The 25,479-nt window shown below is 66.0% G+C and carries 25 protein-coding genes; 5 read left to right on the top strand and 20 right to left on the bottom strand.

The genetic code is table 11. The features are described 5' to 3' along the window. Positions 1-18 precede the first annotated feature (18 nt). Positions 19-1,011, bottom strand: a complete 993-nt coding sequence (locus tag CJ028_RS17245) for a tetratricopeptide repeat protein (protein ID WP_105036444.1) — start codon at positions 1,009-1,011, stop codon at positions 19-21. After that, positions 1,008-2,858 carry a DUF8094 domain-containing protein gene (locus tag CJ028_RS17240; RefSeq protein WP_105036443.1) on the bottom strand — a complete coding sequence of 617 codons (1,851 nt, stop codon included), beginning with the start codon at positions 2,856-2,858 and terminating at the stop codon, positions 1,008-1,010. Before CJ028_RS17240 ends, CJ028_RS17245 begins: the two co-directional genes overlap by 4 nt. Positions 2,859-3,102: 244 nt before the next feature. Here CJ028_RS17240 and CJ028_RS17235 point away from each other — a divergent pair, with 244 nt between their 5' ends. After that, positions 3,103-4,710 (top strand): coiled-coil domain-containing protein, encoded by a 1,608-nt coding sequence (locus CJ028_RS17235; RefSeq protein WP_105036442.1) that lies wholly within the window; start codon positions 3,103-3,105, stop codon positions 4,708-4,710. Between the two features lie 23 nt (positions 4,711-4,733). Then, entirely contained in the window at positions 4,734-5,783 is a 1,050-nt protein-coding gene (locus CJ028_RS17230) for an AI-2E family transporter (RefSeq protein WP_105036441.1), read from the top strand. 15 nt (positions 5,784-5,798) lie between these two features. On the opposite strand, the gene CJ028_RS17225 is transcribed toward CJ028_RS17230, so the two are convergent. From CJ028_RS17225 to rpsB, 9 genes are all read right to left on the bottom strand, one after another. Beyond that, a complete protein-coding gene (locus CJ028_RS17225; RefSeq protein WP_105036917.1) occupies positions 5,799-6,533 on the bottom strand; it encodes an alpha/beta hydrolase in 735 nt (244 codons plus the stop codon). A 29-nt stretch (positions 6,534-6,562) separates the two neighbouring features. Next, complete coding sequence (locus CJ028_RS17220; protein ID WP_205684081.1) at positions 6,563-6,868, bottom strand: Rv1322 family protein; 306 nt, start codon at positions 6,866-6,868, stop codon at positions 6,563-6,565. Between the two features lie 61 nt (positions 6,869-6,929). Beyond that, positions 6,930-7,499: an aggregation-promoting factor C-terminal-like domain-containing protein gene (locus CJ028_RS17215; protein WP_240607390.1), complete on the bottom strand. Its 570-nt coding sequence runs from the start codon at positions 7,497-7,499 to the stop codon at positions 6,930-6,932. Positions 7,500-7,646: 147 nt separating this feature from the next. Next, positions 7,647-8,384: a DivIVA domain-containing protein gene (locus tag CJ028_RS17210; protein WP_105036439.1), complete on the bottom strand. Its 738-nt coding sequence runs from the start codon at positions 8,382-8,384 to the stop codon at positions 7,647-7,649. Between the two features lie 47 nt (positions 8,385-8,431). After that, positions 8,432-9,445, bottom strand: a complete 1,014-nt coding sequence (locus tag CJ028_RS17205) for a phosphatidate cytidylyltransferase (protein WP_105036438.1) — start codon at positions 9,443-9,445, stop codon at positions 8,432-8,434. Between the two features lie 9 nt (positions 9,446-9,454). Next, positions 9,455-10,009: a ribosome recycling factor gene (frr, locus tag CJ028_RS17200; RefSeq protein WP_105036437.1), complete on the bottom strand. Its 555-nt coding sequence runs from the start codon at positions 10,007-10,009 to the stop codon at positions 9,455-9,457. A gap of 30 nt (positions 10,010-10,039) precedes the next feature. Continuing rightward, positions 10,040-10,795, bottom strand: a complete 756-nt coding sequence (gene pyrH, locus CJ028_RS17195; RefSeq protein WP_105036436.1) for a UMP kinase — start codon at positions 10,793-10,795, stop codon at positions 10,040-10,042. Positions 10,796-10,918: 123 nt separating this feature from the next. Continuing rightward, complete coding sequence (gene tsf, locus CJ028_RS17190) at positions 10,919-11,746, bottom strand: translation elongation factor Ts (RefSeq protein ID WP_092341175.1); 828 nt, start codon at positions 11,744-11,746, stop codon at positions 10,919-10,921. A gap of 10 nt (positions 11,747-11,756) precedes the next feature. Beyond that, a complete protein-coding gene (gene rpsB / locus CJ028_RS17185; RefSeq protein ID WP_105036435.1) occupies positions 11,757-12,695 on the bottom strand; it encodes a 30S ribosomal protein S2 in 939 nt (312 codons plus the stop codon). A gap of 337 nt (positions 12,696-13,032) precedes the next feature. Between rpsB and CJ028_RS17180 the strand changes: the two genes are divergently transcribed. Continuing rightward, positions 13,033-13,629: a murein hydrolase activator EnvC family protein gene (locus CJ028_RS17180; protein ID WP_129590533.1), complete on the top strand. Its 597-nt coding sequence runs from the start codon at positions 13,033-13,035 to the stop codon at positions 13,627-13,629. Between the two features lie 61 nt (positions 13,630-13,690). Here CJ028_RS17180 and CJ028_RS17175 read toward each other — a convergent pair whose 3' ends face one another. Genes CJ028_RS17175 through CJ028_RS17165 form a run of 3 tightly spaced genes read right to left on the bottom strand, consistent with a single transcriptional unit; the run spans position 13,691 to position 17,015 of the window. Further along, complete coding sequence (locus CJ028_RS17175) at positions 13,691-14,677, bottom strand: tyrosine recombinase XerC (protein WP_105036433.1); 987 nt, start codon at positions 14,675-14,677, stop codon at positions 13,691-13,693. Between the two features lie 26 nt (positions 14,678-14,703). After that, the gene (locus CJ028_RS17170; RefSeq protein ID WP_105036432.1) at positions 14,704-15,627 is read right to left on the bottom strand and encodes a phosphodiesterase; all 924 of its coding nucleotides are present in this window, start codon (positions 15,625-15,627) and stop codon (positions 14,704-14,706) included. Positions 15,628-15,677: 50 nt separating this feature from the next. After that, the gene (locus CJ028_RS17165) at positions 15,678-17,015 is read right to left on the bottom strand and encodes a YncE family protein (RefSeq protein ID WP_105036431.1); all 1,338 of its coding nucleotides are present in this window, start codon (positions 17,013-17,015) and stop codon (positions 15,678-15,680) included. Between the two features lie 121 nt (positions 17,016-17,136). Here CJ028_RS17165 and CJ028_RS17160 point away from each other — a divergent pair, with 121 nt between their 5' ends. Next, positions 17,137-18,627, top strand: a complete 1,491-nt coding sequence (locus CJ028_RS17160) for a pyridoxal phosphate-dependent decarboxylase family protein (RefSeq protein ID WP_105036916.1) — start codon at positions 17,137-17,139, stop codon at positions 18,625-18,627. A 16-nt stretch (positions 18,628-18,643) separates the two neighbouring features. Here CJ028_RS17160 and dprA read toward each other — a convergent pair whose 3' ends face one another. The 4 genes from dprA to CJ028_RS17140 form a co-directional block, all read right to left on the bottom strand. Beyond that, a complete protein-coding gene (dprA, locus tag CJ028_RS17155) occupies positions 18,644-19,978 on the bottom strand; it encodes a DNA-processing protein DprA (RefSeq protein ID WP_105036430.1) in 1,335 nt (444 codons plus the stop codon). Continuing rightward, positions 19,975-21,510 (bottom strand): YifB family Mg chelatase-like AAA ATPase, encoded by a 1,536-nt coding sequence (locus CJ028_RS17150; RefSeq protein ID WP_105036429.1) that lies wholly within the window; start codon positions 21,508-21,510, stop codon positions 19,975-19,977. Before CJ028_RS17150 ends, dprA begins: the two co-directional genes overlap by 4 nt. Further along, positions 21,510-21,866, bottom strand: a complete 357-nt coding sequence (locus tag CJ028_RS17145; RefSeq protein ID WP_105036428.1) for a YraN family protein — start codon at positions 21,864-21,866, stop codon at positions 21,510-21,512. Before CJ028_RS17145 ends, CJ028_RS17150 begins: the two co-directional genes overlap by 1 nt. 102 nt (positions 21,867-21,968) lie before the next feature. Beyond that, positions 21,969-23,108 carry a zinc-binding dehydrogenase gene (locus CJ028_RS17140; RefSeq protein ID WP_105036427.1) on the bottom strand — a complete coding sequence of 380 codons (1,140 nt, stop codon included), beginning with the start codon at positions 23,106-23,108 and terminating at the stop codon, positions 21,969-21,971. A 39-nt stretch (positions 23,109-23,147) separates the two neighbouring features. Here CJ028_RS17140 and CJ028_RS17135 point away from each other — a divergent pair, with 39 nt between their 5' ends. Then, on the top strand, positions 23,148-23,591 hold the full coding sequence (locus tag CJ028_RS17135) for a nitroreductase/quinone reductase family protein (protein WP_105036426.1): 444 nt from the start codon (positions 23,148-23,150) through the stop codon (positions 23,589-23,591). Between the two features lie 20 nt (positions 23,592-23,611). On the opposite strand, the gene CJ028_RS17130 is transcribed toward CJ028_RS17135, so the two are convergent. Together CJ028_RS17130 and CJ028_RS17125 are read right to left on the bottom strand one after the other, a co-directional pair. After that, positions 23,612-25,087: a glyceraldehyde-3-phosphate dehydrogenase gene (locus CJ028_RS17130; RefSeq protein WP_105036425.1), complete on the bottom strand. Its 1,476-nt coding sequence runs from the start codon at positions 25,085-25,087 to the stop codon at positions 23,612-23,614. 62 nt (positions 25,088-25,149) lie between these two features. After that, positions 25,150-25,473 (bottom strand): DUF2469 family protein, encoded by a 324-nt coding sequence (locus CJ028_RS17125; RefSeq protein WP_022886464.1) that lies wholly within the window; start codon positions 25,471-25,473, stop codon positions 25,150-25,152. Positions 25,474-25,479: the final 6 nt, after the last annotated feature.

Below are 25,479 nucleotides of genomic sequence, written 5' to 3'. Positions count from 1 at the left end.
CTCTCGCGACCTGGCAAATCAGTAGAGCAGGGCGGTCAGACGCGATCGTGTCGGGGGGACCCGGGGATCGTCCTGGCCGACGACCTCGAACAGCTCGAGGATGCGCTCGCGGATGGTATTGCGCCCCGGTGCGGGCTGCGCCGGAAAGAGACTCAACAGACGATCGAAGGCGTCCTCAATGTGGCCGCCCGACAGATCGAGGTCGGCGACCAGCAGCTGGGCGTCAAGATCGTCGGGAGTGGATGCCGCACCGTTCCGAATCTGGTCTATGGTCTTGCCCTGTAGTCGGGCCAGCAGACTGACTTGGGCCAGGCCAGCCACGGCCATGGTGTCGTTCGGGTTCTGCGCCAGCGCCGTGCGATATTCACTCTGGGCGGTGGCGTAGTCGCCGGCCTCGATAGCGGTGTACGCCTCCTGGTGGTGCGGCGGCAGGGGCACGTCGGCGACAGCGGCCGGCTCGGTGTCGGCGCTCGCGGCGGCGGCCTCGGCCGTGCCGGTCACGCCCTGCTGGGCGGCTAGCTCGAGCACCCGAACGAGGAGTTCGGCGATCTGTTCCTCGCCGAGCGGGCCGTTGAACAGCTGTACCGGCTGACCGCTGATGACGGCGGCGACCGTTGGCACCGACTGGGCCTGGAATGCCTGTGCGAGCTGCGGGTTCGCGTCGATGTCGACGCGGGCCAGCACGAACCGGCCGGCGAGGCCGGTGATGAGCTTCTCGAGCACCGCCATGAGCTGGGTCGAAGGTTCGCTCCGGGATGCCCATAGCCCGACGACCACGGGAACGCGGGAGGAGAGCTCGAGCAGCTCACCGAAGTTGGCGTCCGTGCCATCGATGACGAGACTCGGAACCATGACGGGGCCGGACGACGCGGGGGCTCCCCCCACGGGTGCGCCGGTCGCCGGGGCGCCGTTCGCGACCTCCGGGGGCGTACCCGCCGGGGCACGGTTCACGAGCGAGGAGAGGTCGACCGCTCCGCGTAGGTTCGATCCGGAAGGGGGCATATTCGTCATGGAAGCTCCGCCGATGTGATGAGGCCCTGGGCAAAGCCCAGAAGCACGATTTTGTCGCTCGAACCGGCCGTCGGTACATAGAACAGCAGCTGGTCGCGATATGTGTTCGAGAAGCCCTTGGCCGTGGTGGTGATGCCAGAAAGCGCCTTCGTGGCGAGGGCATCGGCCGCCGGACCCACCGTGGCGCCGGCATCCACCGGCTTGACCGTTTCGGTCTCGGTCATGCTGACCGCCACGATGCTGCCCGAGTCATTGGTCGCGAGGGCGACGGCCTCGTCGCTGCCAGCGGCGGCCGCGAACTCGATCGAAGCGGTCGACGGCAGGGCGGCGATCTTGGCCGCGTTCAAATCGGCGACCTGAACCCGGAAATTATCGCCCTCGCTCTCGAACAGCCCGAAGGAGGGGCTGGCTTCGCCCTGCACCAGGATGTCGGCGTAGGCGGCGGCCAATTCATCCGGCGGAAGCAACAGCAGCTTGTTGTCGGGGGCGATGGCCGGAGCACCGACGATGGCCGGAGCTACCTTGGGAACGTGCGCCGACTGCTCCAGCGCGAACAGGTAGTCCACTTGATAGTTCGTGCGCGGCGATTCCTGCTTGAGAATGACCGCCATCGTTGGAATGCTGGGATCGTTTTCATCCTGAATGACGGTCATGACCACCCGTGGCCAGGAATTCGTCTGCTGCGGCAGGGTGAACGTGAGCGGCGCCCCCGCCAGGGCAACGAGCGGGGCCACGGCCGGGTCGACGGCGCGAATCTTGTAGTTGGCCAGTCGTTGTTCCAGGGCCGGGCCGGTGAATCGGGTTGCGAGGGTCTCGATATTCAGGTTCGCGTCGGCATCCGCCGTGAGCAGTGAGATCTCACTCATGATGGTCTCCAGCTGGGAGACGGTCACAGCTGGCGGTGGCAGCTCGGCGGCAGCTTCGACGGAATCCGTGGACTGGGGCGTCGGCGTCGGGGTCGCCGTGGCGGTGTTGGTCGCGCTGAAATCGGGCCACAGATCGGCCGAACAGCCGCTCAACGCGAGACCGGAAACCACGATCATCGGAAGGATGGCGACTCGGCGGGCGATTGCCCGCCGTGACGTGATCTGACTGGCCTTGATCGCCTTCGGGCGCGGCGCGCGCGGCAACCTGGGCATGCGCGGACCGCGCGGAACGTTGCGGCGCGGACGACGGGAACGGCGCAGATGCAGCAGGGCCAGGAGGTACAGGACCAGGCCGGCTAACAGCAGCAAGGCACCGCCAGCAAGCAGCGGGCCCGCCCACGGCGTGGAATTGTCGGACGCCCACGACAAGCGGATGCCGGCCGGCGCTGGTTCGATCCCGTCCGACGCGACGAGCACCGAGATGCCCTCCGGCAAGGTCAGCGTGGTCGTCACGGAGTTCGTGCCGGAGTATTCGTCGAGCCACAGGTCAGAACCGGCCGGATTCATGATCGCGGCGCCCGCATCCGTGGCAGCATCCGTGGCAGCATCCGGCCCTGCGCTATCGCCCGTAGCCCCCTCAGAATCGTCGCGCGTGACCGCCGCAGTGACAGTGGAGGTGAGCTCACCGGTTTTCTCGCTCAGGCCGACGGTGGCAAAGGCGTCGTCGCCGATCCAGGCCGCTACGTCTTCTGAGCGCCCGTACGCGACGAAGATGGGACCGTCTCCGCGCACGTTGATGGTCTGGCTGCCCGAGGAGGCCGCGAGGGCGCTCGGGTCGATCACGGTGTACTTCCCCGTGCCGGTGACGGTCGCGCTCAGGGACGTGAAAGCGGGCTCGAGCAAGACCGTGCGCTGTGCGATGCCGAGAACGATCATCACGGCGGCAAGAACGAAGGCCGCAATGGCAAGAACAAAACGCACGTATCACCCTTCAGCATGTGGTGCTGGTCGGTACTGTTCAGTCACTCTGGCTGACTCACCTGCCTGAAGCTCCTCAGACAAGGCTTTCTACGTTACTGCGTTCACCTGAAAGGTGCCTAATAGCAGCCGAGGCCCCGCCAGCCGCCAGCGGGTACTCGCGCCGACGCGAACACACTAAAATTAGGCGTGTTCCCCGTCATGCATGATCCATCGAGGGCCGGGGCCCCATCTGTAAGGAGTAAAAGTGTCTGACGACGAAGCTGATTTCACCCAGGTATTTCGCGGCTACGACAAGGACGAGGTGGCCAAGGCTATCCAGTCGCTGCGTCGCGAACTGATTCAAGCCAACACCCAGAATGCTGAGGCCGGCCGCGAGGTCAAACGGCTCGCGGCGCGCATCGACGATCTCAACGCCGAGATCGAAGAGGTTGGCAGCCCCACGTTCTCCGGCCTCGGAACTAAATTGGAGAACACCCTTCGCGTCGCCGAAGAGCAGTCCACCCGCGTCATCGCCCAGGCCGATATCGACGCCGAAAAGCTGCGCTCAGCGACCAACGACGACGTTCAGCTGCTCCGTCAGAATGCAATTGAACAGGCCGAACGTACCCTGTCTGATGCCGCCGTCAAGGCGCGTCGGGTGCTCGATGACGTCAGGGTCGAAGCGGATGACGTGCGCGCCCGCGCCCAGGACGACCAGGCCCAGGTCGTTCAGGATGCGGTTCGCGATGCTTCGCTGATTCGGGGTGCCGTCGCCACCGAGGCTGCGGAAGCGCGCGCCACGGTCAAGCGCGAGGTGGCGGCCATCCGCTCTGAAGCCGATCGTGAAGCAGCAGAAGTACGCGTGGTCGCCCAGCGCGAAGCCACCGAAGCCCGTGAAATCGCGGCCGGTCTGACGAACGAGACCGAACTCACCCGCGCTGAAGTGGCCTTGGAACTCGACCAGCAGCGGGCTGACCTGCAGCGCGAAAGCGAACAGGCGCGCGTCGATCTGGCCGCCGAGACCGAGCAGGCCCGGGTCGATTTGGCCAGGGAGTCCGAGCAAGCCCGCCTGGCCGGCGCCCACGAAGCAGACCAGGCACGCACCCTGCTGGCCGCCGAAATCGAACAGGGCCGCATTGACCTGGCCCGCGAGATCGAACAGGCACACGCGGTGACCGAGGTCGAACGCGAGCAGGCCCAGACCGACCTGGCTCGCGAGCTCGATCGCAAACGTGCCGGCCTGGCCCGCGAAATCGAACAGGGCCGCGCCGCCCTGGCCGCCGAGGTTGAACAGGCCGCCGCCGACCTGGCCCGCGAGAACCAGCAGGCCCGCATCGACGCCGAGGCCGAAGCCGAGCAGGCCCGCATCGATCTGGAGAACCAGCTGACCGCCACGCGCAAGAAGGGCGAGCACGAGGCCAGCCGCCTGGCCCGGGAGATCGACCAGTCACGAGCCGACTTCGACGTGGAGCTGAAGGCCCGCCGAGACGAGGCGGAGCAGGAGCACCTCGCCCGGCACCAAGAGGCCGTGGCGCAGACGCAGAAGTTCCAGGTGGATGCCGCCCGACAGCTCACCGAGACGACGGAACGCACCATCGAGCTGCGCACTCTCAACGACCAGCTCGATGCGGGCGCTCGCGAAGAGGCCAAGGTCAACAAGGAGTTGGCCGAAGAGAGCGCCGCGCGCGTTCTCAGCGACGCCCACACCACGGCAACCGCTCTCGTCACCGACGCCACGACACGCTCACGCACCCTCGTTGCCGACGCCGAAGATCGCCTGTCGCAGATTAGAATTGAGCGCGATGCCGTTGCGGGTTATTTTGAAAGCCTGCGCAGTGTTTTGACCCAGGCAGAACGGGTCGCAGCCGAGTAATTCCCTACTCCTGGAGTCTCCAATTGAATATTCAGAATGCCTTCCGGTTCGGACTCGTTGGGACACTGGGCGTTGGTCTGGGTCTTCTGATCATCACCTCGGTGATCACCCTGCAGACGATCATCATCTACGTCGGGGCCGCGCTGTTCATCGCGCTCGGCCTCGACCCGGCCGTGTCCTGGCTGGAGAAGAAAAAGTTTCCACGGTGGGCGGCCATTTTAACCGTGGTCGCTGCGGTACTCGGTGTTCTGACCGGCGTCATCTTTGCGATCGTTCCGATTATCGTCGGCCAGGTCTCCAAGTTGTCCAAGCTCGTTCCGGAGCTGGTGCGGGGGGTGAACACCTCGACCCTTCTGGACGATCTGAAAAAACAGTTCCCCGGTCTCAACATCGACGAAATCACGACAACGATCACCGATTTTCTCGGCGGCAACCTCACCAACATCACGACGACGGTCGTTCAGTCTGGACTCGCCATTGTCAACGGCCTTTTCGGCGGCCTCATCATCCTCATTCTCACCCTCTACTTCACGGCCTCACTGAACAGCATGAAGCGCGCCACCTATCAGCTGGTTCCCGCGTCCAAGCGGGAGCGCTTCACCGATATCAGTGAGCAGATCACTACGGCCGTCGGTCGCTACATCGTCGGGCAGGCCGCACTGGCCTCGGTCAATGGCGTACTGAGCTTCATCTTTCTCTCGATCATCGGAGCTCCGTTTCCGGCTCTGCTCGCATTCATCGCCTTCCTGCTGTCGCTGATTCCGCTCGTCGGTACCATTTCGGGTTCGGTCATCATTGTGCTGACCTGCCTGATCCCCGAAATCGGCAGCTCGCCACAGACAGCCCTGACCGCAGCGATTTATTACCTCATTTATATGCAGGTAGAAGCGTACGTGCTCAGTCCGAAGATCATGAACCGGGCCGTGTCGATCCCGGGCGCCGTGGTCGTGATCGCTGCTTTGGCCGGGGGCAACCTGCTCGGTATCCTCGGCGCCCTAATCGCCATCCCGGTCGCAGCTTCAATCATCCTGATCGTTAAACAGGTCGTCATCCCCCGCCAGAACGAACTCTGACGCCCGACGCTGAGCTCAGGACAGGTCGGCTCGGGGCGCCGTCCACTCGGTCGGCAACGGGAGTGCACCGGGGTTGACTGTGTCGACGATCTCGGAGAGCACCCGGCGGGTCAGGTTCTCCCCCACCCAGAGGTGCTTGCCACCCTCGACGGCGATCAGACGCATGCCGGGCACGCAGGCGAACCGCAGGCGGGCGGCATCCGGTCGGAGGTAGTCGTCGAACTCCGGGATCAACGCGACCAGTTGGCGTTCGTTGCCGGCCCAGGCCGCCAGCTCCTCATTGGTCGTGCGGTGCAGCGGCGGGGACAGCAGGATGGCCCCGCGGATGGGATGCTCGAGACCGTATTTGAGGGCGAGTTCGGTGCCGAACGACCAGCCGACCAGCCACGGGCTCGGAAGGTGGCGTTCGGCGACGAAAGCCATCGCAGCGGCGACATCGGCTCGTTCGGTGAGGCCATGGCCGAAATCACCCTCGCTGGTACCGCGCGGCGATGAGGTGCCGCGGGTGTTGAACCGCAGTACGGCCAGATCGGCCAGAGCAGGCAGCCGGTTGGCAGCCTTCCGCAGAATGTGCGAGTCCATGAAGCCACCGGCGGTGGGCAGCGGATGCAGCGTCACGAGTGTCGCCACCGGCGCACGACTCACCGGGGTCGCCAGTTCGCCCACCAGGGTGAGTCCGTCGCTGGTCTGTAGCTCGATGTGTTCGATGGTGGCCGGCAGTTCGATGCCACCGCGAATGTCAACCGGCACTGTCACGGGTTCTCCTGAACTGTCGCCGGTCACTTAATTTTCCAACAGTGGGTGTGCCAATGCCGCCGGTTGGAGAGGTCGGCGTCGTCGCCGAGTACCCCATCGCCGCGCCAGGTGACGATATGCGCTGTACCGGGAACGATGCCCTGGGTGCACCCGGGACACAGGTAGGTTTTGACCGCCTGCTTGGCGGGCACCGGCTGCACATGCCAGAGGCCATCTCGCCGTACCTCACTGCGACGCCACCCCGCGAGTAGGTGGTTCAGGTCAACGGCTTCGTCGTCATCGGCTGGCTGCTGGCCTTTGCGGCCTCGGGGTCGATTGCTGCGCGCCATGATGCCAGTCTAAAGTGCACAGGTGGTGCCGAACACCAGCAGGCCTCTCAGGACCGTGCCCTCAGTACCAGCCTGAAGCCTCCGACTTCGCCCAGGCTCCGCACGGCGTACCGTAGCGGCCGGTGATGTAGCTCAGGCCCCATTCGATCTGGGTTCCGGCATTCGTGGCCCAGTCGTCGCCCGCCGTGGCCATTTTGGAGCCGGGGAGTGCCTGAGGAATTCCATAGGCTCCGCTCGAACCGTTCTGGGCGTTGACGCGCCAGCCGGATTCCTTCTGCCAAAGCGAGACGAGGCAGTTGTACTGGTCTTCGCCCCAGCCGCGAGCGGCGACGGCGTCGTAGGCGTAGGCCTGGGCCGAGCCAGGATCGGGTACTGCGGCCGACGGAGCGGTGAAACTCTGCGTCTTCTTTTCGACCGCGACAACAACGGGCACCGGTTTGGGCTTCTCGGTGACGGCATAGCCGTCGCGGGTGATTGTGTTGGCGTAGCTGCCGGCGACGAGAACGGCCTGGGCTGGCCCATCGTCAGCCGTGCTTCCGGCGATTTGAAAGTAGGGTGACGCTGTCGCGCCGGAGTATGGGTCGACCACGGTGACGAGCACAAAAGCACACGCTGCGGTGAAGCCGAACATGAAGTGCGCGGGCCTCACCCGGCGTCGGGTTCGACGAACGTTCGGCCGGGCCGCGACCGGAACAGTGTCGATAACTTGCAGATGCCTACCCATTAGTACTCGACCTTAGCTGACAAATTAGGTAACAACCAAGTAACGGAGGCCAAATCAGCGGACCGCGAGCATGACGTCGACGACGCTGTCCAGCACGAGGTCCACCTGCGCTTCCCGGTATCCGCCCCGTTCAGGGCGAAAAACGGCCGATCGAACCTCATCGACGGTGAGCTCACGACCGTCCTGGAAATACTTCACCAATTTGTTGGCGAGCCGGTCGACATCCACTCGTTTATAGCCGACCGCGAGCACGCTCGTGCGCGTGAAACGGTGCCCGGGGGTGCGGCTGAGCCGGGCCACGATCACGTCGGCGGTGCCCTCGGCGTCGGCCATCCAGGCCTGCTCGCCCCGGTCGCGGGTCGCCTGATCGCGTTCCCGAGCTGCGAAGGCGTCTTCGAGCCGTTCCAGCGCCGCGTCGACGTGTTCGGGCGAGTATCCGCCCTTGTGCATGGCGAAGGCGGTGTGACGGATGCCCTCGGCCGTCAGCGTTGCACTGGTGCGGGTCGCTTCCGCCTCGGCCTTCTCTGCGACAATCGCGTGGATGCCTTCGGTTCCGTCGGCGGCGCCCGTCTCGTCGTGCGTGGTCGGCGGCAGCGTGTTGTCAGTCGTGGTCTCGGTCTCGGTACCGGCGGCAATCTCGTCGACGGACTCTACGACACCGGTATCGGCGTCGAGGTCATCGCCGTGCTCAGGCTGGTCGTACGCACGGCGGGCCGCCGCCAGGAACGCATCGACCTGGGTGACGTTGTAGCCGAGAGACTTCTTGCCCACTCGGGGAAATATGGTGCTCATAGCCTCATTGTCTCGTACGAACTTGGTGGGGGATGAATTGGCCCGGCTCATGCAAAGAGCAGGTACAGCGCGTAGGCGGCAGCGGCCGACGGCAGGATCGAGTCGAGCCGGTCCAGAAAACCGCCGTGCCCTGGCAGCCACGAGCTCATGTCCTTGATGCCGAGGTCGCGCTTGATCAGTGATTCGGCCAGATCGCCAAAGGTGGCGGTGAGCAAAATGACGGCTCCGAAAACCAGTCCGAACCACCACGGCTGCTGAAGCATGAAGATCGACAGCAACACACCGGCGATCATGCAGATCAAGCCGGCCCCGATGAAGCCTTCCCAGGTCTTCTTGGGGCTGATCGACGGCGCCATCGGGTGCTTGCCGAAGTTGAGGCCGCTCACGTAGGCTCCCGTATCGGCAGAGATGACCAAAATCAGAAAAGCTAGCGTCCACCACTGTCCGTGGTCCTGGGCCACGAGCAGCACGGCGAAACTCGCGAGAAAGACCACGTAGACCTGAATCAGGATGCCGCCGCCTACGTCACCGAGGATGGATCGCGCCGAGGCACGGTGCGACGGAATGACCAGCAGGGCCAGACGCCACAGGCCGATCAGCACGATGCCGCCGAGCATGACGAGCCATTGGCCGGTTGCCCCGCCGTAGAACGCGGCTGGAACGATGGCGATCGCCGAGATGATCACGGGGATGCGGGGAACATTGCGCCCGGCGTGCCGCAGGGCCTGGGCCAGTTCGAAGGCACAGAAAGCGACGATCACGACCGCGAAGATCATGAAGAGCTGCTTGATGATGATGAGACTAACCAGCATGGAGCCGCCGAGCACCAGTCCGATCAGGATGGCCAGAATCAGGTTGCGCCCGGTGCGCGCTTCGATGCGCTCGTTCGCCTGGTCGAGTTGAGCCCGAGTGGCCTGCACTTGGCGTTCAAAATCGGCCTTGGTGGTCTGCACCTGGCGTTCGAAATCAGCACGCGTCGTTTTCACCTGCGCCCGAAACTCGGCACGACTGACACCGTGACCGCGTTTGTGCGACTGGTCATTCTCCGGTTTCTCGGTCATCTGGACCTCCTAGATCTCGAGGAGTTCGGCTTCCTTGCGCTTGAAGGCGTCGTCGATGCCGTCCACGTGGCTCTTGGTGATCAGCTCGAGCTCTTTCTCGGCGCGACTGACCTCGTCGTCGCCGACCTCGCTCTTGAGGGCATCGAGCTCGTCCTTGGCCTTGCGGCGAATGTTGCGCACCGAGATGCGGGCATCCTCTGCCTTGGCCTTGACGATCTTCACGAATTCCTTGCGGCGTTCCGTGGTGAGTTCGGGGAGGGTAGCCCGAATGGTGGTGCCGTCGTTGCCGACGTTGGCGCCCAGGTTCGGGGTATCGCGAATAGCGATCTCGATGTCGCGCAGGGCCGCCTTGTCGTACGGGCCGATCAGCATGGTGCGCGCTTCCTGGTTCTGCAACGACGCGAGCTGTTCCAGCGGCGTCAGGGTGCCGTAGTAGCTCACCAGAATTTTCGCGAACATTTGCGGGTTGGCTCGCCCGGTGCGCACGGTGCCAAAGTCATCTTTGGCGGCCTCGAGGGCCCGATTCATGCGCGCAGTGGCGTCGGAAAGAACATCCGCGATCACGGTGACTCCTTTATTGGTGGTGGAACAATTCTAGTTGGAGACGCGAGTGCCCAGATCGGTGCCGAGGATGGCTGCGGTCACGTTGCCCTCCGGCGCCATGCCGAAGACCTGCATGGGCATGTGGTTGTCCATGCACAGGCTGAAGGCGGTGGAGTCGACGACCTTGAGGCCGCGCTGCAAGGCTTCCAGGTAGGTGATGTGGTGAATCTTCTGGGCGTCGGGATTGGTCCGGGGGTCGTCGGAATAGACGCCGTCCACGCCGTTCTTGGCCACGAGCACCACATCGGCGTCTATTTCGAGGGCGCGCTGAGCGGCGACGGTGTCGGTGGAGAAGTAGGGCAGTCCGGCGCCGGCACCGAAGATGACGACGCGCCCCTTTTCCAAGTGGCGTTCGGCGCGCCGCGGGATGTACTGCTCGGCTACCTGGGTCATCGAGATGGCGGACTGTACGCGGGTTTCGGCGCCGGCCTGTTCGAGAAAGTCCTGCAGGGCCAGGGCGTTCATGACGGTGCCGAGCATCCCCATGTAGTCGGCGCGTCCGCGGTCCATGCCGCGCTGGGAGAGCTCTGCGCCGCGAAAGAAGTTTCCGCCACCGACGACGATGGCCACTTCGACCTGCTTGGCGCCCTCGGCGATTTCGCGGGCCAGTGAGCTGACGACATCCGGATTGACGCCGACGGCGCCGCCACCGAAGGCCTCACCGGAGAGTTTAAGGAGCACCCGTCGTTTCTTGACGACCGCGGTCGGGCTGGTGTGGGTCGTGGGTGAGCTGGCCGAGTCAGTCATGTCGTGCGGGGCCTTCCGAGAGGGGGTGTTACCAAACTACCAAGTGCACGCGCATACCCCAGTGGGGCACACACAAAAACGGAGGCCGGATCGCTCTCGCAATCCGACCTCCGACATTTTTTGTTAGGCGCCGACCTTGAACCGGGCGAAGCCCGACACGGTCAGTTTTGCATCGTCCAGAACCTTCGCGACGGACACCTTGTTGTCCTTGGCGTAGTCCTGTTCGAGCAGGGCGACCTGCTTGAGGTAGGCCTTGACGCGTCCCTCAACGATCTTGGGCAGTGCCGCTTCCGGCTTGCCCTCGTTCTTCGAGATCTCGGTAACGATCTTGCGCTCGGTTTCCACGAGGTCAGCCGGAACGTCGCTCGCCGCGAGGTACTCGGGGTTGGCGAACGAGATGTGCTGGGCCACGCTGCGAGCGGTCTCCACGTCGGTGCCGGAGAAGCCGAGAACAACGCCGACCTGCGGGGGCAGGTCCTTGCTGGTCTTGTGCAGGTAGATCGAGAACGATTCGCCGGTGACGGCGGCAACACGGCGAAGTTCGAACTTCTCGCCGATGATGGCGGCTTCGCCGTCGATGAGCTCGGCCACGGTCTGGGTTCCAGCGGATGCTGCCAGTCCGGCCTCGACAGTGGTCGCGCCGGCAGCGGCGATCGCGTCGAGAACCTTGTCGGCCAGAACGACGAACTTGTCACCCTTGGCGACGAAGTCGGTCTCGCAGGCGAGTTCGATCATGTAGGCGGTGGTGCCGATTTCCTTGGCAGCGACGAGTCCCTCAGAGGTGGAACGGTCAGCGCGCTTGGCGTTGCCCTTGGCACCCTTGAGACGCAGGATCTCGATGGCCTTGTCCATGTCGCCGTCAGCTTCAACGAGGGCGTTCTTGGTGTCGACCATTCCGGTGCCGAGGTTCTCGCGGAGAGCCTTGACGTTTTCGAGTGTGAAGTTTGCCATACCGGGTTCCTTACTTGGTCTCGTCGGCAGCGACGGTCGCGTCATCGGAGACTGCGGCCAGTACGGCGGCAACCTCGGTGTCGGCGACAGCGTCGGCGATGGTGGGCTCTGCAACGACGGCCTCGTCGGCTGGGACGGTAGCGTCGGCAACCTTCTCGGTCTCGGCGGAGGACTGTGCGGGGGTGGTCTCGGTCTCAGAGGCCTGGAGCAATTCAGCTTCCCAGGCGGCGAGGGGCTCGACTTCGGCCTCCGGCTTGGCGTGACGCTGGATCAGGCCCTCGGCTGCGGCGTCCGCGATGATGCGGGTCAGCAGGCCAACGGAGCGGATGGCGTCGTCGTTGCCCGGGATCGGGTACTGCACGTCGTCGGGGTCGCAGTTGGTGTCGAGGATGGCGATGACCGGGATGCCGAGCTTACGAGCCTCGTCAATGGCGAGGTGCTCCTTGTTGGTGTCAACAACCCACAGCGCAGACGGGGTCTTCGTGAGGTTGCGGATTCCGCCGAGGCTCTTGTGCAGCTTGACCAGCTCGCGCTTCTTGATGAGCATTTCCTTCTTCGTGAAACCACTTTTGGCGGTGTCTTCGAAGTCGAGCTCTTCGAGTTCTTTCATGCGGGCCAGACGCTTGGAAACGGTCTGGAAGTTGGTGAGCAGTCCACCGAGCCAGCGCTGGTTGACGTAGGGCTGGCCTACGCGCTGTGCCTGCTCTGAAATGGATTCCTGGGCCTGCTTCTTGGTGCCAACGAAGAGGATGGTGCCGCCGTGGGCAACCGTCTCCTTGACGAAGTCATAGGCCTTGTCAACGAACCCGAGCGACTGCTGCAGGTCGATGATGTAGATGCCGGAACGCTCCGTGAAGATGAAACGCTTCATCTTCGGGTTCCAACGGCGGGTCTGGTGCCCGAAGTGCACGCCGCTGTCGAGCAGCTGGCGGATGGTTACGACGGCCATGTGCCGTACTCCTGTTCTGATGTGCCCTCGAAAGTGCACACCATTCGGTTTGTGCGATGATCGGTCGATCATCACTCCTGGTGCCCGGCACACGTCCGCCCTGTTCACGCTGGTTACTCGTGAGACGGGACCGATTGGACATGGCGGCCAAATGGGCACGCGTAGTCAGCGCACAAAGCGCTGCTGGGGATAGCGTATCACCGCCGGGAGTGCTCGGGCGACCGTGCCGTAGGCCGTGCCGACAGACCGGCTCCTCCACAGGACCGGCACGGTGGAGATGTACACCGATGCGACCGAGATCCGTCGGTGACCAAGGTTGGGGCTGCAGGGTGGGGGCATGCAGAATCTATGCGCGCTGGCGGCATCCGGTCTCGTTACTATGGTCATCGTGTTCAGTGCGGGGCCGCCGTCAAGCGCCACACCGGCCACACCGGCCACACCGGCCACACCGGCCACACCGGCCACACCGGCCACACCGGCCATCGTCGCCTCCGCGAGCACAGCAGCTAGCGCAACAGCGGGCGAAGCGGATGACTGGCGCTGGCCGGTCGCGCAGCCGCAGGTGGTGCAAATTTTCAACGCTCCGCAAACCCTGTATAGTGCTGGCCATCGCGGAATAGACCTGCTGGCGCACGCGGACGAGGCCGTGCTGGCACCGCACGACGGTGTGGTTTCGTTCGCGGGCCGGGTGGTCGATCGTGCGGTGCTCTCCATCAGCCAGCCCGGCGATCTGATCTCGACGGTGGAGCCTGTGGTCACTCTTGTCGCGGAGGGCGACCGGGTGCGCGCCGGGCAGGTAATCGGAACGGTGTCGTCGGGCGGCCATTGTGCCTCAGAGTGTCTGCACTGGGGAGTGCGCCTACACGGCCGGTACGTGTCACCTCTTTTATACCTGGGGCTGACTCACCGGGCAGTGTTGCTGCCGTCCACCTGAGCGAGCACGTCGTTCTGAACGCAGGGCGGCTGGTGTGTCGGTCTGCTAGCCGGTTGGGCGCTCAGGCGCGGGGGTGGGCCAGTCCGTAGCTGGCTTTGAGACGTTCCGCCGACACGTGGGTGTAGATCTGGGTGGTGCCGAGGCTGACGTGTCCGAGGAGTTCCTGCACGGCGCGCAGGTCGGCTCCGCCGTCAAGCAGATGGGTGGCGGCCGTGTGGCGCAGGGCGTGCGGTCCGGCCGGACCGGTGCCGCCGATTGCGTCGAGCAGGACGGCCACGAGGCGGTAGACCCCGCGCACGCCGAGGCGTTGGCCTTTTCGGCCCAGGAACAACGCGGCGGCATTTGGTGCCGCTGCTGTATTGAGTGGTACCGCGGTGTTTAGCGGCGCTGCGGTATTGCCTGGCGTCGCCGCTTCGGCGAGGAGTGCCGGTCGGGCCCGGCGCAGATACTCGAGAAGCGCGCGCTGCGCCGGCACCCCGAACGGAACCACGCGTTCCTTCGCGCCCTTACCCGTGACCCGCACGGTCAGGCGGTCGAGGTCAACGTCGGCGGGAGAGAGGCCCACGAGCTCGGAGACGCGCAGCGCCGAGGCGTAGAGCAGCTCGACGATCGCGAGATCGCGCAGTGCGAGGGCCTCTCCCCCACTGGCGCGCGCCGCGAGCAGATCGAGCAGGTCGGTCATCTGGGTGTGGGTGATGACCCGCGGCAGGGTGCGTCCCGGCTTCGGCGAGCGCAGGCGGGCCGCCGGGTCGGTGCTGTCGTCGTGGCCGCGCGCCACCCACGCGGTGAAACTACGCGCCGAGGCCGACCGACGAGCCAGTGTGGCCCGGGCCAGGCCGGCCTGCGTCGCCACCCACAGCCATTCCCGCAGCAGTTCGAGACTCAGATCAGCGGATGCCGTAGCGCCCCGGTCACCGGCAAACCCGGCCAGTTGGTTCAGATCGGTGCGGTAGGCCCGCACCGTGTGCGCCGAGTAGCCGCGCTCGGCGCTGAGGTAGCGCAGAAACTCGTTGATGTCGTTTTTCAGCGGCACCGGTGAAGGTTCCATTCGATCGCTGTCCCTCATCGCACTCTTCACTGCTGGCGCGAGAAGGCTTCCCGCCGGCCCTCTGGGGTGAGCTCAGCCAGCTGATCGACGTAGGCGGCGGGAAACTGCGTGACGGTGGCGAACTCCCCGATCGGCAGCTGAGAATGGGTGATCTGGTCGGCATACACGTGCACCAGATTGAGCGTCTGGCCGCCGTTCACTCCGGTGAGTTCGCGTTCGGGTGCGCTCAGATCCATCGTGTAGCAGGTGGCGGCCGCGACCGACACGGGGATGCCGGCGAACAGACCCTGGGTGGAATAGTGCAGGTGACCGCCGAGAATGGCCCGCACATCACTGCCGGCCAGAACGGCGGCCAGTCGCGGCTGGTCGTGCAGCTCGAGCACGCTCATCAACGGCAGCGGGGTGGGTATCGGCGGGTGGTGCAGCGCCAGAATCGACCCGCGCGGGGACGGTGTGGAAAGAACCGTGCGCAGCCAGTCCAGCTGGGCATCGGTGATCTCGCCGTGGTGATAGCCCGGAACGCTCGTGTCGAGGGCGATGATGCGCAGGCCATCGAGATCCAGCACCTGATCGACGGGGGCCTGATCAACCGACTCTCGGACGCCGCCCGATGAAGTCTCGCCGAGAAGCTCGGTACGAAACGTTTCGCGCTGATCGTGGTTTCCCATCACCCAGACGATCGCCGCCCCCCACTCGGCAGCGGCGGCCTCGACGATGCCGCGAATGCGGCGGTAGGCATCCGCTTCGCCCCGATCGGCCACGTCACCGGTGAGGATGAGGGCATCGGGGCGAATACCTGAGCGGTGTAACTGCGCGAAGGCACGATGCACGGCCTGATCGGTGTTGACGGCTCCGTAGAGTGCCGCGCCGTCGCCGAGAAAATGGGTGTCGCTGACATGCACCAGAATTTTCTCGGCGGGCGCGTACTGACCCAACTGCACAGCTGCCATGAATCACCTTTCGTCGGTATTCAGACTACGGGCAGCCACCGACCGCCGAGTTAGAACACCCGCAGCACCGACACCGTGTTGTCGTCGTAATTGGTGATGCCCACCTTGCTGCCGTCGGGCGTGACCGCGAGGCTCGTCGGAGTGCGCCCGACCGGGACGCGACTGAGCACACGGTTGGTGGCGGCACTGATCGTGACGATCGTGTTGTTCTCGGTCGATAGAACGAAGAGTTTCGTTCCGTCTGGACTCACCGTCAGGGCGCTGGGGGCATTGATGGCGATGCTGGCCCGTACCCGGTTCGTGGCGGTGTCGATGACCTCGACGGCATTGGACGGCCCGGTGATCAGGTCACGTCCGAGGCTTGCGTAGACCGTCGTACCGTCGGGTGACGGTGCCGAGGCGATCGGCGGGTGCGAGGTGTTGAACTGCCGCAGCGGCCCCTGGGGCGCGGCCGTGTCGATGATCAGCACGCCGTAGTCGTCGCCGTTGCTGAGGTAGACCTTTTTTCGGTCAGCGCTTGGGGTGAGTTCACCCACCGGAGCACCGGTGAAGATCGGCTCGGCAATGGAACGGGTGGCGATGGTGGCCACGGTGATGTCGAACAGCGACGGCGAACCGCCGATGTAGAGCGATTTGCCGTCGAGGGTGGCGACGAGGTCACCGCAAGCGCCGGTCTTGAAGGAGTAGGCGACCGTGTTCGTGGCGATGTTCAGGGCGTAGATCTTTTCGTCGCTGCAGGTACTCACGAACACCTGTTTCTGGTTGGTCGACACTGCCAGGGCTCTCGGGTCGCCGCCCAGCGGAATGGTGGCGACGACTGTGCCGATCGTCGCGTCGATTACCGAGACCGTGCGGGCACCGGCGTTGGCGACGTACGCCCAGCGGCCGTTGGCCGTTACGACGAGCTCGCGCGGATTAGTACCGACGGCGATCGTGGCCGGAGCGACGGGCTTGGTCAATGCGCTGGTCTTGGAGACCGTCTGATATCCGGCCTTCGTGCCGGTGACGGTCACCGTGACGCGCTTGCCCACCTGGGTGTTGGAAGGTGTAAAAGTGGAGGCCGTTGCGCCCGATACCACCACACCGTTCACCTTCCAGCGATAGGACAGCGCCACTGGTGCCGGTTTCCAGGTACCCGGCACGGCGGTCAGCCGCCGGCCGGCCTGCGGCACACCGCTGATGGTGGGAACCGGCGTTGCGGTCAATTGGTTGGCTGCGGGCTGAATCGCCGACGGCTGGCTCGCTGTCGGCTGGCTCAGCGTGCGGGGCGCGCTTGTCGCGGGGTTTGCGAGCGCCGCCGGAGCGGAGGCCAGGACGGCCACTCCAACGGTGAGAACGGTGAGTGCGAAGCCTAGGCCTCGACGTTGGACGGATACTGGTGCGCTCATGACATCCACTTCTCTGAAAATGCTGACAGTCGAAAGGGTGGGGCAATTGGCGATGTTGCGGGTCACAGTAGCCTCGTCAGCGACCGGCGACAAGGGCGCATGGGCGGGCTATCATGGCGCCATGTCTGCCCAGCCGGACGCCTATTTCGAGGCTCTCGATCGTGCGCTGCTGCACGCCCAGGCCTGGCTTGCGTCGCTTCCTTCCCGCCCGGTCGGCCCCCGCGTCGACGCCGATACCCTGGCCGCGCTGTCGGCCGGCCCGTTGCCCCCGGCCCCGACCTCCGCGGCTGACGTCATCGATGAACTCGCTTCGTTTGCCGAACCCGGCCTGATGGCGATGCCGTCCGGCCGGTTCTTCGGCTGGGTCATTGGCGGAACCCTGCCGGCGGCCCTCGCCGCCGATTGGCTGGTCACCGCATGGGACCAGAATGCCGGAATGCGCTTCGCCACGCCCGCGACCGCCGTGCTCGAGGAGACCGCCGCCGGCTGGCTCCTCGACCTGCTGGGGCTGCCGCCGGGAGCGGATGTCGGATTCACCACGGGCGCGACCATGGCCAATTTCGTCGGCCTCGCCGCTGGTCGACAATGGGTACTCGAGCAGGCCGGGTGGGACCTCGACCGGCACGGCCTGACCGGCGCTCCCCGGGTACGGGTCCTTGTGGGCGCTGAGCGCCACGACGTCATCGATCTCACGCTGCGCTACCTCGGTCTCGGGGCGCCGATCGTGGTGGACGTCGACGATGAGGGGCGGTTACGGCCCGACGCCCTCGCCGAGCTACTGGACGCCGGCGGCTCCGGCCCCACGATCGTCTGTCTTCAGGCCGGCAACGTCCATTCCGGAGCGTCTGACCCGATGGGTGCAGCGATCGACGTGGCGCGCCGTCACGGAGCCTGGGTGCACGTCGACGGGGCGTTCGGCCTGTGGGCGGCGGCCAGTCCGCGGTTCCGCGACCAGCTGAATGGTCTGGAAGGGGCTGATTCCTGGGCCACCGACGCCCACAAAACCCTCAATGTTCCCTACGACTGCGGCGTCGCGATCGTGTCCCGACCCGAGGTCGTGCGACGGGTCTTCGGCGTGCACACCAGTTACCTCATCGCCGCGGACGCGACCAACGAACATCGTGGCCCTGGCGACCCGTTCGAGAAGGTACCGGAGTTGTCCCGTCGGGCGCGAGGCGTTCCGGTGTGGGCGGCGCTTCGATCCCTCGGCCGCACCGGCACGATCGCGCTGGTCGACGGTCTTGCGGCGAACGCGCAGGCCCTGGCGGACGGCCTCCGGGCCATACCGGGTGTTGAGGTGCTCAACCAGGTCGTGTTCACGCAGGTGTGCGTGAGTTTCGGCAGCGACGATCGCACCCGGCTGGTGACCGAGCAACTCATTGCCGACGGCTCCGCCTGGATGTCGGGGTCGCGCTGGCACGACCGGGACATTCTGCGCATCTCGGTCAGCAACTGGTCTACGGATGCCGCGGACGTCGCACTCTCCCTCGCCGCAGTGGCGCGGGCCTGCGCGGCCGTGAATGCAGAAGGTGCCGCACATGCCGCTGCGGGGACGGTGCGGGACGCGACCCCGGTTACGCCACCGCACCCCGCGACGGACGATCGCGCCTGACTTCTGTTCTTCCGGCCTAGGCCCGCCGCACCCAGCCGGACTCCCGCTCCTGGGCGGCTCCGTCGAGATCGAGCCCGCCGAGGGCACCGCGCACGGCCGCAGTCGAGAGTCCCGCCCGACGTGACAGGTCAGCGACAGTGCGCGGCGAGCGCCCGCTCAGGGCGTCGAACACGCGGATCTGGTCGCTCGTGCGCGGTATCGGGCCCGGGCCGGCGTCGGTGACAGCGAAATCGAGCGGCACCTGGATCGACCGCTCCCCGACCAGCTCAGCCATCTCGGTCGGGCTGGTCACGCAGACCGCGGCGAATTCGCGAATGAGCCGATGGCAGCCGGCCGAGGTGGGGCTCGTGATCGGCCCCGGCACGGCGCCGAGCGGCCGGCCAAGCGCCGACGCGTGCCCGGCTGTGTTAAGGGAGCCCGACCGCCAGCCGGCCTCCAGTACCACCGTCGCAGCGCTGGAGGCGGCGATGAGCCTATTTCTCTGGAGGAAGCGCCATTTGGTTGGTGCCGCTCCGCACGGCAGCTCGGAGATGACGGCCCCGGAGGCGACGATTCGGGTGAGTAGGGAGTCGTGGCCACTCGGGTAGAACCGGTCGACTCCCCCGGCGAGAAAGGCCACCGTCAGGCCGTCGCTGGCCAGAGCGGCACGGTGGGCCATCCCATCGATGCCATAGGCGGCACCGGAGACGACCGCGAAACCGCGGTCGACCAACCCGGCCGAGGCCTCCATGGCGATGTGCTCGCCATACCCCGTGGCCGCCCGAGCGCCGACCAACGCAATCGAGTTGGTCAGCGCGGCGAGGGCGGCGGGTACGCCGCGCCACCACAACGCGAGCGGCGCATGCTGTTCGAGGTCGCCGAGCGAAGACGGCCACAGGGCATCCGTGGCGAGCAGCAACCGGGCATCGACGCGGGCCGCTTGCTGCAGCGAGCGGATGACGTCACCCGAGTTGAGGCGCGGCCGCCAGCGTTGCAGCCCCGTGTCCAGGGCCAGCTCCAGCTCGGCGCTGGTGTCGGCATCCGCTTCGGTGGGATCGGCGCTGGGACTGGCCGTATAGACCAGATCGGGCCCGTCCGGGTCTTCTCCGAGTGCGTCGCGCACCAGCGCGCCAATGCGCACCGGGCTCCACGACTCGAGAATGGCGGTCAGGGCCACACTGGCGCCGAGGCTGGCCACGAGCAGGCCGGCCGTCCCGTCACCGGGTTCGGCAATGCCCGACCAGGCAGCGCGGGCGAACACCTCGCCGGCCACGGCTATGCCTGTGACGGCGGAGTCGTCGACTGGCATTCCACGGCGCACACCCGCAGTGAGTTCGCTCACCCGGGTTTCGTCGAGCCCGAACAGTGTCATGATGTCATTCCTTTGCGTAGGTAGAGGGCTTGGCCGACCTGGTCGGGGCCGGGGAGGGTGAGACCGTCGTAGTCGGCGAGAGTCCACGCGAGGCGCAACACTCGGTCGTAGCCGCGCATGGTGATTCCGCCACGTTCGAGCGCCCGGTCGAGGCCGGCGGTGGCGCTCGGGGCCAGGCGCACCGCCGCGCCGCGCAGCCAGGGACCAGGTACCTGGGAGTTCAGGCTCCAGGCTGTGCTGCGAAGCCGCTCGGCAGCGGCCCCTCGGGCAGTGACCACCCGCTCCCGGGCGGTGACACTCGTCATCCGCTGCGTGCCCGCGGCGAGGCGCAACTGGGCGGCGGTGATGCGTTTGACGTTGAGTTGAATGTCAATGCGGTCGAGCAACGGGCCGGAGATGCGGGCGAGGTAGCGCCGGCGGGCGTTCGGCGGGCAGGTGCAGCTCAGGTCGCCGGCACCGTATTGACCGCATGGGCACGGGTTGGCAGCCATCACAAGCTGAAACCGGGCCGGAAAATGGGCGACCGCATTGGCGCGATGAATGCTGATCCAGCCGGACTCCAGTGGCTGTCGCAGTGCGTCGAGCACCGGCGAGGCGAATTCGGGGGCCTCGTCGAGAAACAGAACTCCGTGCGAGGCCTGCGACGCGGCCCCCGGCCGAATCTGTCCATTACCACCACCCACCATGGCCGCGGCGGTCGCCGTGTGGTGTGGTGCTTCCCACGGCGGTCGGGTGATCAGGGCTCCGCCCAGTCCGAGGCCGCCGAGCGAGCGCAGGGAGCTGACCTCGAGCGAACTGGCCGGGTCGAGATCCGGCAACAGGCCGGGCAGGCGGGCGGCAAGCATGGTCTTTCCGGCGCCGGGCGGGCCGAGCAAAAACACGTGGTGCCCCCCGGCGGCGGCGATCTGCAGGGCCAGAATGGCGTCGTCATTGCCGATCACGTCGGCCAGGTCGGGCTCGACGGACAGATCAGTCGGCACTATTGCCGCCAGGATCGGCTCGACCGGTATCGGGGGCAGCTGGGCGCCGTGGAAGATGGCCGCATCGCGCAGCGACGCGACACCGATCACCCGAATGTCGGGCACGAGTCGGGCCTCGGATTCGTTGCCGATCGGCACCATCACCGTGGTGTGACCGAGGCGGGCAGCCGTCATCACCCCGGGAAGAATGCCCGGCGTCGGCCGCAGCCGGCCGTCGAGGGCGAGCTCGCCGAAGTGCACGACCTTGCCGACCGATTCGCCCGAAACGGTGCTGTCAGCGGCGAGACAGGCCAGGGCGATCGCCAGGTCAAAGCCGGCGCCGTGCTTGGGCAATGCGGCCGGCGACAGATTGATGGTGAGGCGGTGAACGGTGAGCGGGCATCCGCTGTTGGCGGCAGCGGCTCGCACGCGCTGGGTCGCCTGCGCGAGGGCCGCGTCGGGCAGGCCGATCAGAATCATGCCGGGCAGTTGCGCTGAGATATCGGCCTCGACCTCCACCAGCGCGCCGGTCAGACCGAGCAGCGCCACGGCGTGGGTGCGGGCGATTCCCATCAGAACACGCCCTCGAGGTGTTCGATGACCGGTTCGCGGCCCCTCGGGGCGATCACCGCGATGACGTCGAGCCGAATCTGGCGTGGCCACCGCTCCGCCTGCACACACCAGACCGCTGCAAGACGGCGCATCCTGGCCAGCTTTTTCACGGTAATCGCCTCAAACGGATGCCCGAAGCTCAGACTGCTGCGCGTCTTCACCTCGACGAAGACGACGGCCGCGCCCCGCTGCACCACGAGGTCGATCTCTCCCTCTGCACACCGCCAGTTGCGGGTCAGGATGGTGTAGCCGGCGCCCTCCAGGAAGCGCGCGGCCTGCTCTTCGCCGAGTTTGCCGAGTTCGTCTTTGCGCGCCACGAGTGCCTCCGAACACCAGAGTGCGCGCTCACGCGCGGCTGCGGGCCGGTCACCACCACCTTGGTGGACAGTTGCGCGGCCCACCCTCCTGTGGAGGAGGGGCTATTCGTCCTGCATCACAAACAGGCGGCGCACGACCTCGCCCGCCACGAGCGCGTCGAGGCTCTCGTTGAGGTCACGGAGTGGGCGGGTGTCGGTGTGCAGCAGTTCGACCGGCAGTTTGCCGTCTCGCCACAGTTGGAGGTAGGCCGGAATGTCGCGGCTCGGCACGGAGTCGCCCATGTACGAGCCGAGCAGCCTGCGGCCCAGCCCGGCGAACTGCAATGCCGGGGTGGTGATGGTCTGATCGGGGTGCGGCAGGCCCACCGAAACGAGGGCGCCACCGCGGGTGAGCAGGGCCAAGCTGGCCTCCATCACCCGGGCGTTACCGACGGCCTCGATGGCGAGGTCGACGCCGTCGCCCGCGTGCTCACGCACCAGTTCGGCCGCCTGGTCGGGCGATCCGGCGTGATCGGCGCCGCAGCGGAGGGCCAATGCCCGCTTCTCAGGCAGCGGGTCGATCGCAATGACGGTGGTACCGTCGACCTGCGCGGCAGCCATGACGGCCATCAGGCCGACCGCGCCGAGTCCGAACACGATCACGGACTGGCCGGTCTTGAGGGCGCCGGTGTTAAGCACGGCACCGATGCCGGTCAGCGCCGCGCAGCCGAACATGGCGGCGACGTCGAAAGGAACATCCGTCTCGATCGGCACGACCGATTCGCGGGCGACGACAGCGTACTGCGAGAAGGCCGAAACCCCGAGGTGGTGGTTGATGCGTTCGCCCGCGCCGCTGACCAGCACGGCCGGGCCGTGCAGTAGGTCGCCGGTTCCGTTGGCCTCGGCGCCGCGGTGGCAGAGCGCCGGGCGCCCGGCCAGGCAGGCCCGGCAATCGCCGCAGCTCGGCACGAAGACCAACACGACCCGGTCACCCACGAGTAGGTCGTCGACGCCGTCGCCGAGTGCCGTCACGGTACCCGCGGCCTCGTGGCCGAGCGCCATCGGCAGGGGACGCAGGCGCGAGGCGTCGATGACCGAGAGGTCGGAATGGCACAGGCTGGCGCGTTCGATGCGTACGAGCACTTCACCGGCGCGCGGCGTCGGCACCGGAATCCGTTCGAGCGTCAAAGGACGGCTCTCGGCATAGGGCCGAGAGCTGCCGGCTTTGCGAAGAATGGTACTGAGCATCGTTGCTGGAGTCATTCTTCCAACCTAACGCCCGACGCGACGTACGCTGGGCCTATGACTCTGCGCAACCGACTGACCGATCTCGGCATGCGAACGATGAACGGCCTACACCGGATGCTGCTTTTCGTCTCCGGCGGACGCCTCGGCTGGACCATCGGCACCATGGCGACCGTCGAGCTGCACACGATTGGCCGCAGCAGCGGGCAGCGTCGGTCGACGATGCTCACGGCGCCGGTGCACGAGGGCGGGCGGTACGTGCTCGTGGCGTCGAAGGGCGGCGACGACCGGAATCCGTTCTGGTACGGCAATCTCGTGGCGCAGCCCAACGTGGAACTGACCGTTCGCGGGGTGACGCGGCCGTTTCGGGCGCGCACGGCGTCATCCGCTGAGAAAGCCGAGCTGTGGCCGCGCATCGTCGTCGCCTACGCCGGCTATGGTGCCTACCAGGGCCGCACCGAACGCGAGATCCCCGTGGTCATCTGCGACCCCCGACCCTGAATTGCGGTAGATCACACTGGTCAGGCGACCGGCTCGAGGGTCTCGGCGGCGAGGATGGCGGGGAAGATGGGCGCGTGCACGCCCGACATCTCTTCGAGCACCCGGATGACCTGGCAGCTGTACCCGAATTCGTTGTCGTACCAGACGTAGAGCACGGCCTTCTGCTCGGTGACGATGGTGGCCAAGCCGTCGACGATACCGGCGCGACGCGAGCCGAGGAAGTCGCTCGAGACCACCTCCGGCGAGTCGATGAAGTCGATCTGGCGGTGCAGCGAGGAGTGCAACGACATGGTGCGCAGGTACGTGTTGAGCTCGTCCTTGTCGGTCGCGAGGGCGAGGTTCAGGTTGAGAATGGCCATCGACACGTCGGGCGTGGGTACGCGGATGGCGTTGCCGGTGAGTTTGCCCGCGAGTTCCGGCAGCGCCTTCGCGACGGCCTTGGCCGCTCCGGTCTCGGTAATAACCATGTTGAGCGCTGCCGAGCGGCCACGGCGGTCACCGGAGTGGAAGTTGTCGATGAGGTTCTGGTCGTTGGTGAACGAGTGCACCGTCTCGACATGGCCGTCAATGATGCCGAAGCGGTCATTAATGGCCTTGAGCACGGGGGTGATCGCGTTCGTGGTGCACGACGCCGCGGTGATGATGCGGTCGGTCGGCGCAATGTCGGTGTGGTTGATGCCGTGCACGATGTTCTTGAGCGTGCCCTTGCCCGGGGCTGTCAGTAGCACCCGAGCTACTCCGGGGCACTTGAGGTGCTGGGAGAGGCCCTCTTCGTCGCGCCATTTGCCGGTGTTGTCGACGACGATGGCGTCGTGGATGCCGTACTGCGTGTAGTCCACGCTGGCCGGGTCACCGGAGTAGATCACCTGGATGAGCGTGCCGTTGGCAAGGATGGTGTTGTTCTCCTCGTCAATGGTGATCGTGCCCTCGAACGGGCCGTGCACCGAGTCGCGGCGCAGCAGGCTGGCCCGCTTGACAAGGTCGTTGGCCGAACCGCGGCGCACGACGATCGCGCGCAGGCGCAGGCCCTGCCCGCCGCCGGCGTGTTCGATCAGGATACGCGCCAGCAGCCGCCCAATGCGGCCGAATCCGTACAGCACCACGTCCGTGCTGGTGCGATCGTCCAGTCCGTGCTGGCCGACGACGTCGGCGAGTTCAGCGCGCAAGTATTCTTCCAGCGTGACGCGGCCGTTCTGCTCGCGAAAGCCGAGGGCGAGGCGGGCGAGGTCGATGGACGCAGCCCCCAGGTTGAGTCCGTCGAGAGCCTGCAGAATCGGGAGGGTCTCGTCGAGCGGAAGCTCAACATCCGCTATGTGGCGGGCGAACCGGTGCGCCTTGAGCAGGCCGACGACCGACTTGTTGACCAGGCCGCGTCCGTAGACGCTCGTCACCACGGTGTTGTCCCGGTAGAGGCGCCCGATCAGGGGAATCATCGCCTCGGCGAGAGCCTCGCGGTTGCTCCACGTAGCACGGGCACGATCAGCGTCCTGAATCACAGGGTTGCCTTCCTAAACCTTCGTCGGTCCTGTCCGGCCACCCAAGGCCCCGGAGTCATTCCTTACTCGTCGAGCGCAAGTTCCTTGGGAAGTTCGAAGTCCTTCGACGCGAGCTCCTCCACATTCACGTCCTTGAAGGTCAGAACGCGCACCGATTTCACGAATCGGTCGGAGCGGTAGACGTCCCAGACCCAGACGTCCTTCATGGTCAATTCGAAGTAGAAATCGTGTTCCGTGTCGCGGCGCACCAGTTCGACCTCGTTCGCGAGGTAGAAGCGTCGTTCGGTTTCGACGACGTACTGGAACTGACCAACGACGTCTCGATATTCCCGGTACAGGGCCAACTCGACCTCGCGGTCGTAGTCCTCGAATTCGTCTTCTTCCATGGTGAT

It is taken from the genome of Cryobacterium aureum (assembly GCF_002954245.1).
GTDB classification, from domain to species: Bacteria; Actinomycetota; Actinomycetes; order Actinomycetales; family Microbacteriaceae; genus Cryobacterium; species Cryobacterium aureum.
This window is presented reverse-complemented; position numbering and strand designations above follow the sequence as displayed.

Coding starts and splice junctions, on each gene's coding strand:
- CJ028_RS17210 (WP_105036439.1), bottom strand. CDS start 8,384: ATGAGCACCATATTTCCCCGAGTGGGCAAGAAGTCTCTCGGCTACAAC.
- CJ028_RS17140 (WP_105036427.1), bottom strand. CDS start 23,108: ATGACTCCAGCAACGATGCTCAGTACCATTCTTCGCAAAGCCGGCAGC.
- dprA (WP_105036430.1), bottom strand. CDS start 19,978: ATGACACTGTTCGGGCTCGACGAAACCCGGGTGAGCGAACTCACTGCG.
- CJ028_RS17175 (WP_105036433.1), bottom strand. CDS start 14,677: ATGGAACCTTCACCGGTGCCGCTGAAAAACGACATCAACGAGTTTCTG.
- pyrH (WP_105036436.1), bottom strand. CDS start 10,795: ATGACTGACTCGGCCAGCTCACCCACGACCCACACCAGCCCGACCGCG.
- CJ028_RS17180 (WP_129590533.1), top strand. CDS start 13,033: ATGCAGAATCTATGCGCGCTGGCGGCATCCGGTCTCGTTACTATGGTC.
- CJ028_RS17125 (WP_022886464.1), bottom strand. CDS start 25,473: ATGGAAGAAGACGAATTCGAGGACTACGACCGCGAGGTCGAGTTGGCC.
- CJ028_RS17220 (WP_205684081.1), bottom strand. CDS start 6,868: ATGGCGCGCAGCAATCGACCCCGAGGCCGCAAAGGCCAGCAGCCAGCC.
- rpsB (WP_105036435.1), bottom strand. CDS start 12,695: ATGGCCGTCGTAACCATCCGCCAGCTGCTCGACAGCGGCGTGCACTTC.
- tsf (WP_092341175.1), bottom strand. CDS start 11,746: ATGGCAAACTTCACACTCGAAAACGTCAAGGCTCTCCGCGAGAACCTC.
- CJ028_RS17205 (WP_105036438.1), bottom strand. CDS start 9,445: ATGACCGAGAAACCGGAGAATGACCAGTCGCACAAACGCGGTCACGGT.
- CJ028_RS17245 (WP_105036444.1), bottom strand. CDS start 1,011: ATGACGAATATGCCCCCTTCCGGATCGAACCTACGCGGAGCGGTCGAC.
- CJ028_RS17135 (WP_105036426.1), top strand. CDS start 23,148: ATGACTCTGCGCAACCGACTGACCGATCTCGGCATGCGAACGATGAAC.
- CJ028_RS17170 (WP_105036432.1), bottom strand. CDS start 15,627: ATGGCAGCTGTGCAGTTGGGTCAGTACGCGCCCGCCGAGAAAATTCTG.
- CJ028_RS17150 (WP_105036429.1), bottom strand. CDS start 21,510: ATGGGAATCGCCCGCACCCACGCCGTGGCGCTGCTCGGTCTGACCGGC.
- CJ028_RS17215 (WP_240607390.1), bottom strand. CDS start 7,499: ATGTTCGGCTTCACCGCAGCGTGTGCTTTTGTGCTCGTCACCGTGGTC.
- CJ028_RS17160 (WP_105036916.1), top strand. CDS start 17,137: ATGTCTGCCCAGCCGGACGCCTATTTCGAGGCTCTCGATCGTGCGCTG.
- CJ028_RS17165 (WP_105036431.1), bottom strand. CDS start 17,015: ATGAGCGCACCAGTATCCGTCCAACGTCGAGGCCTAGGCTTCGCACTC.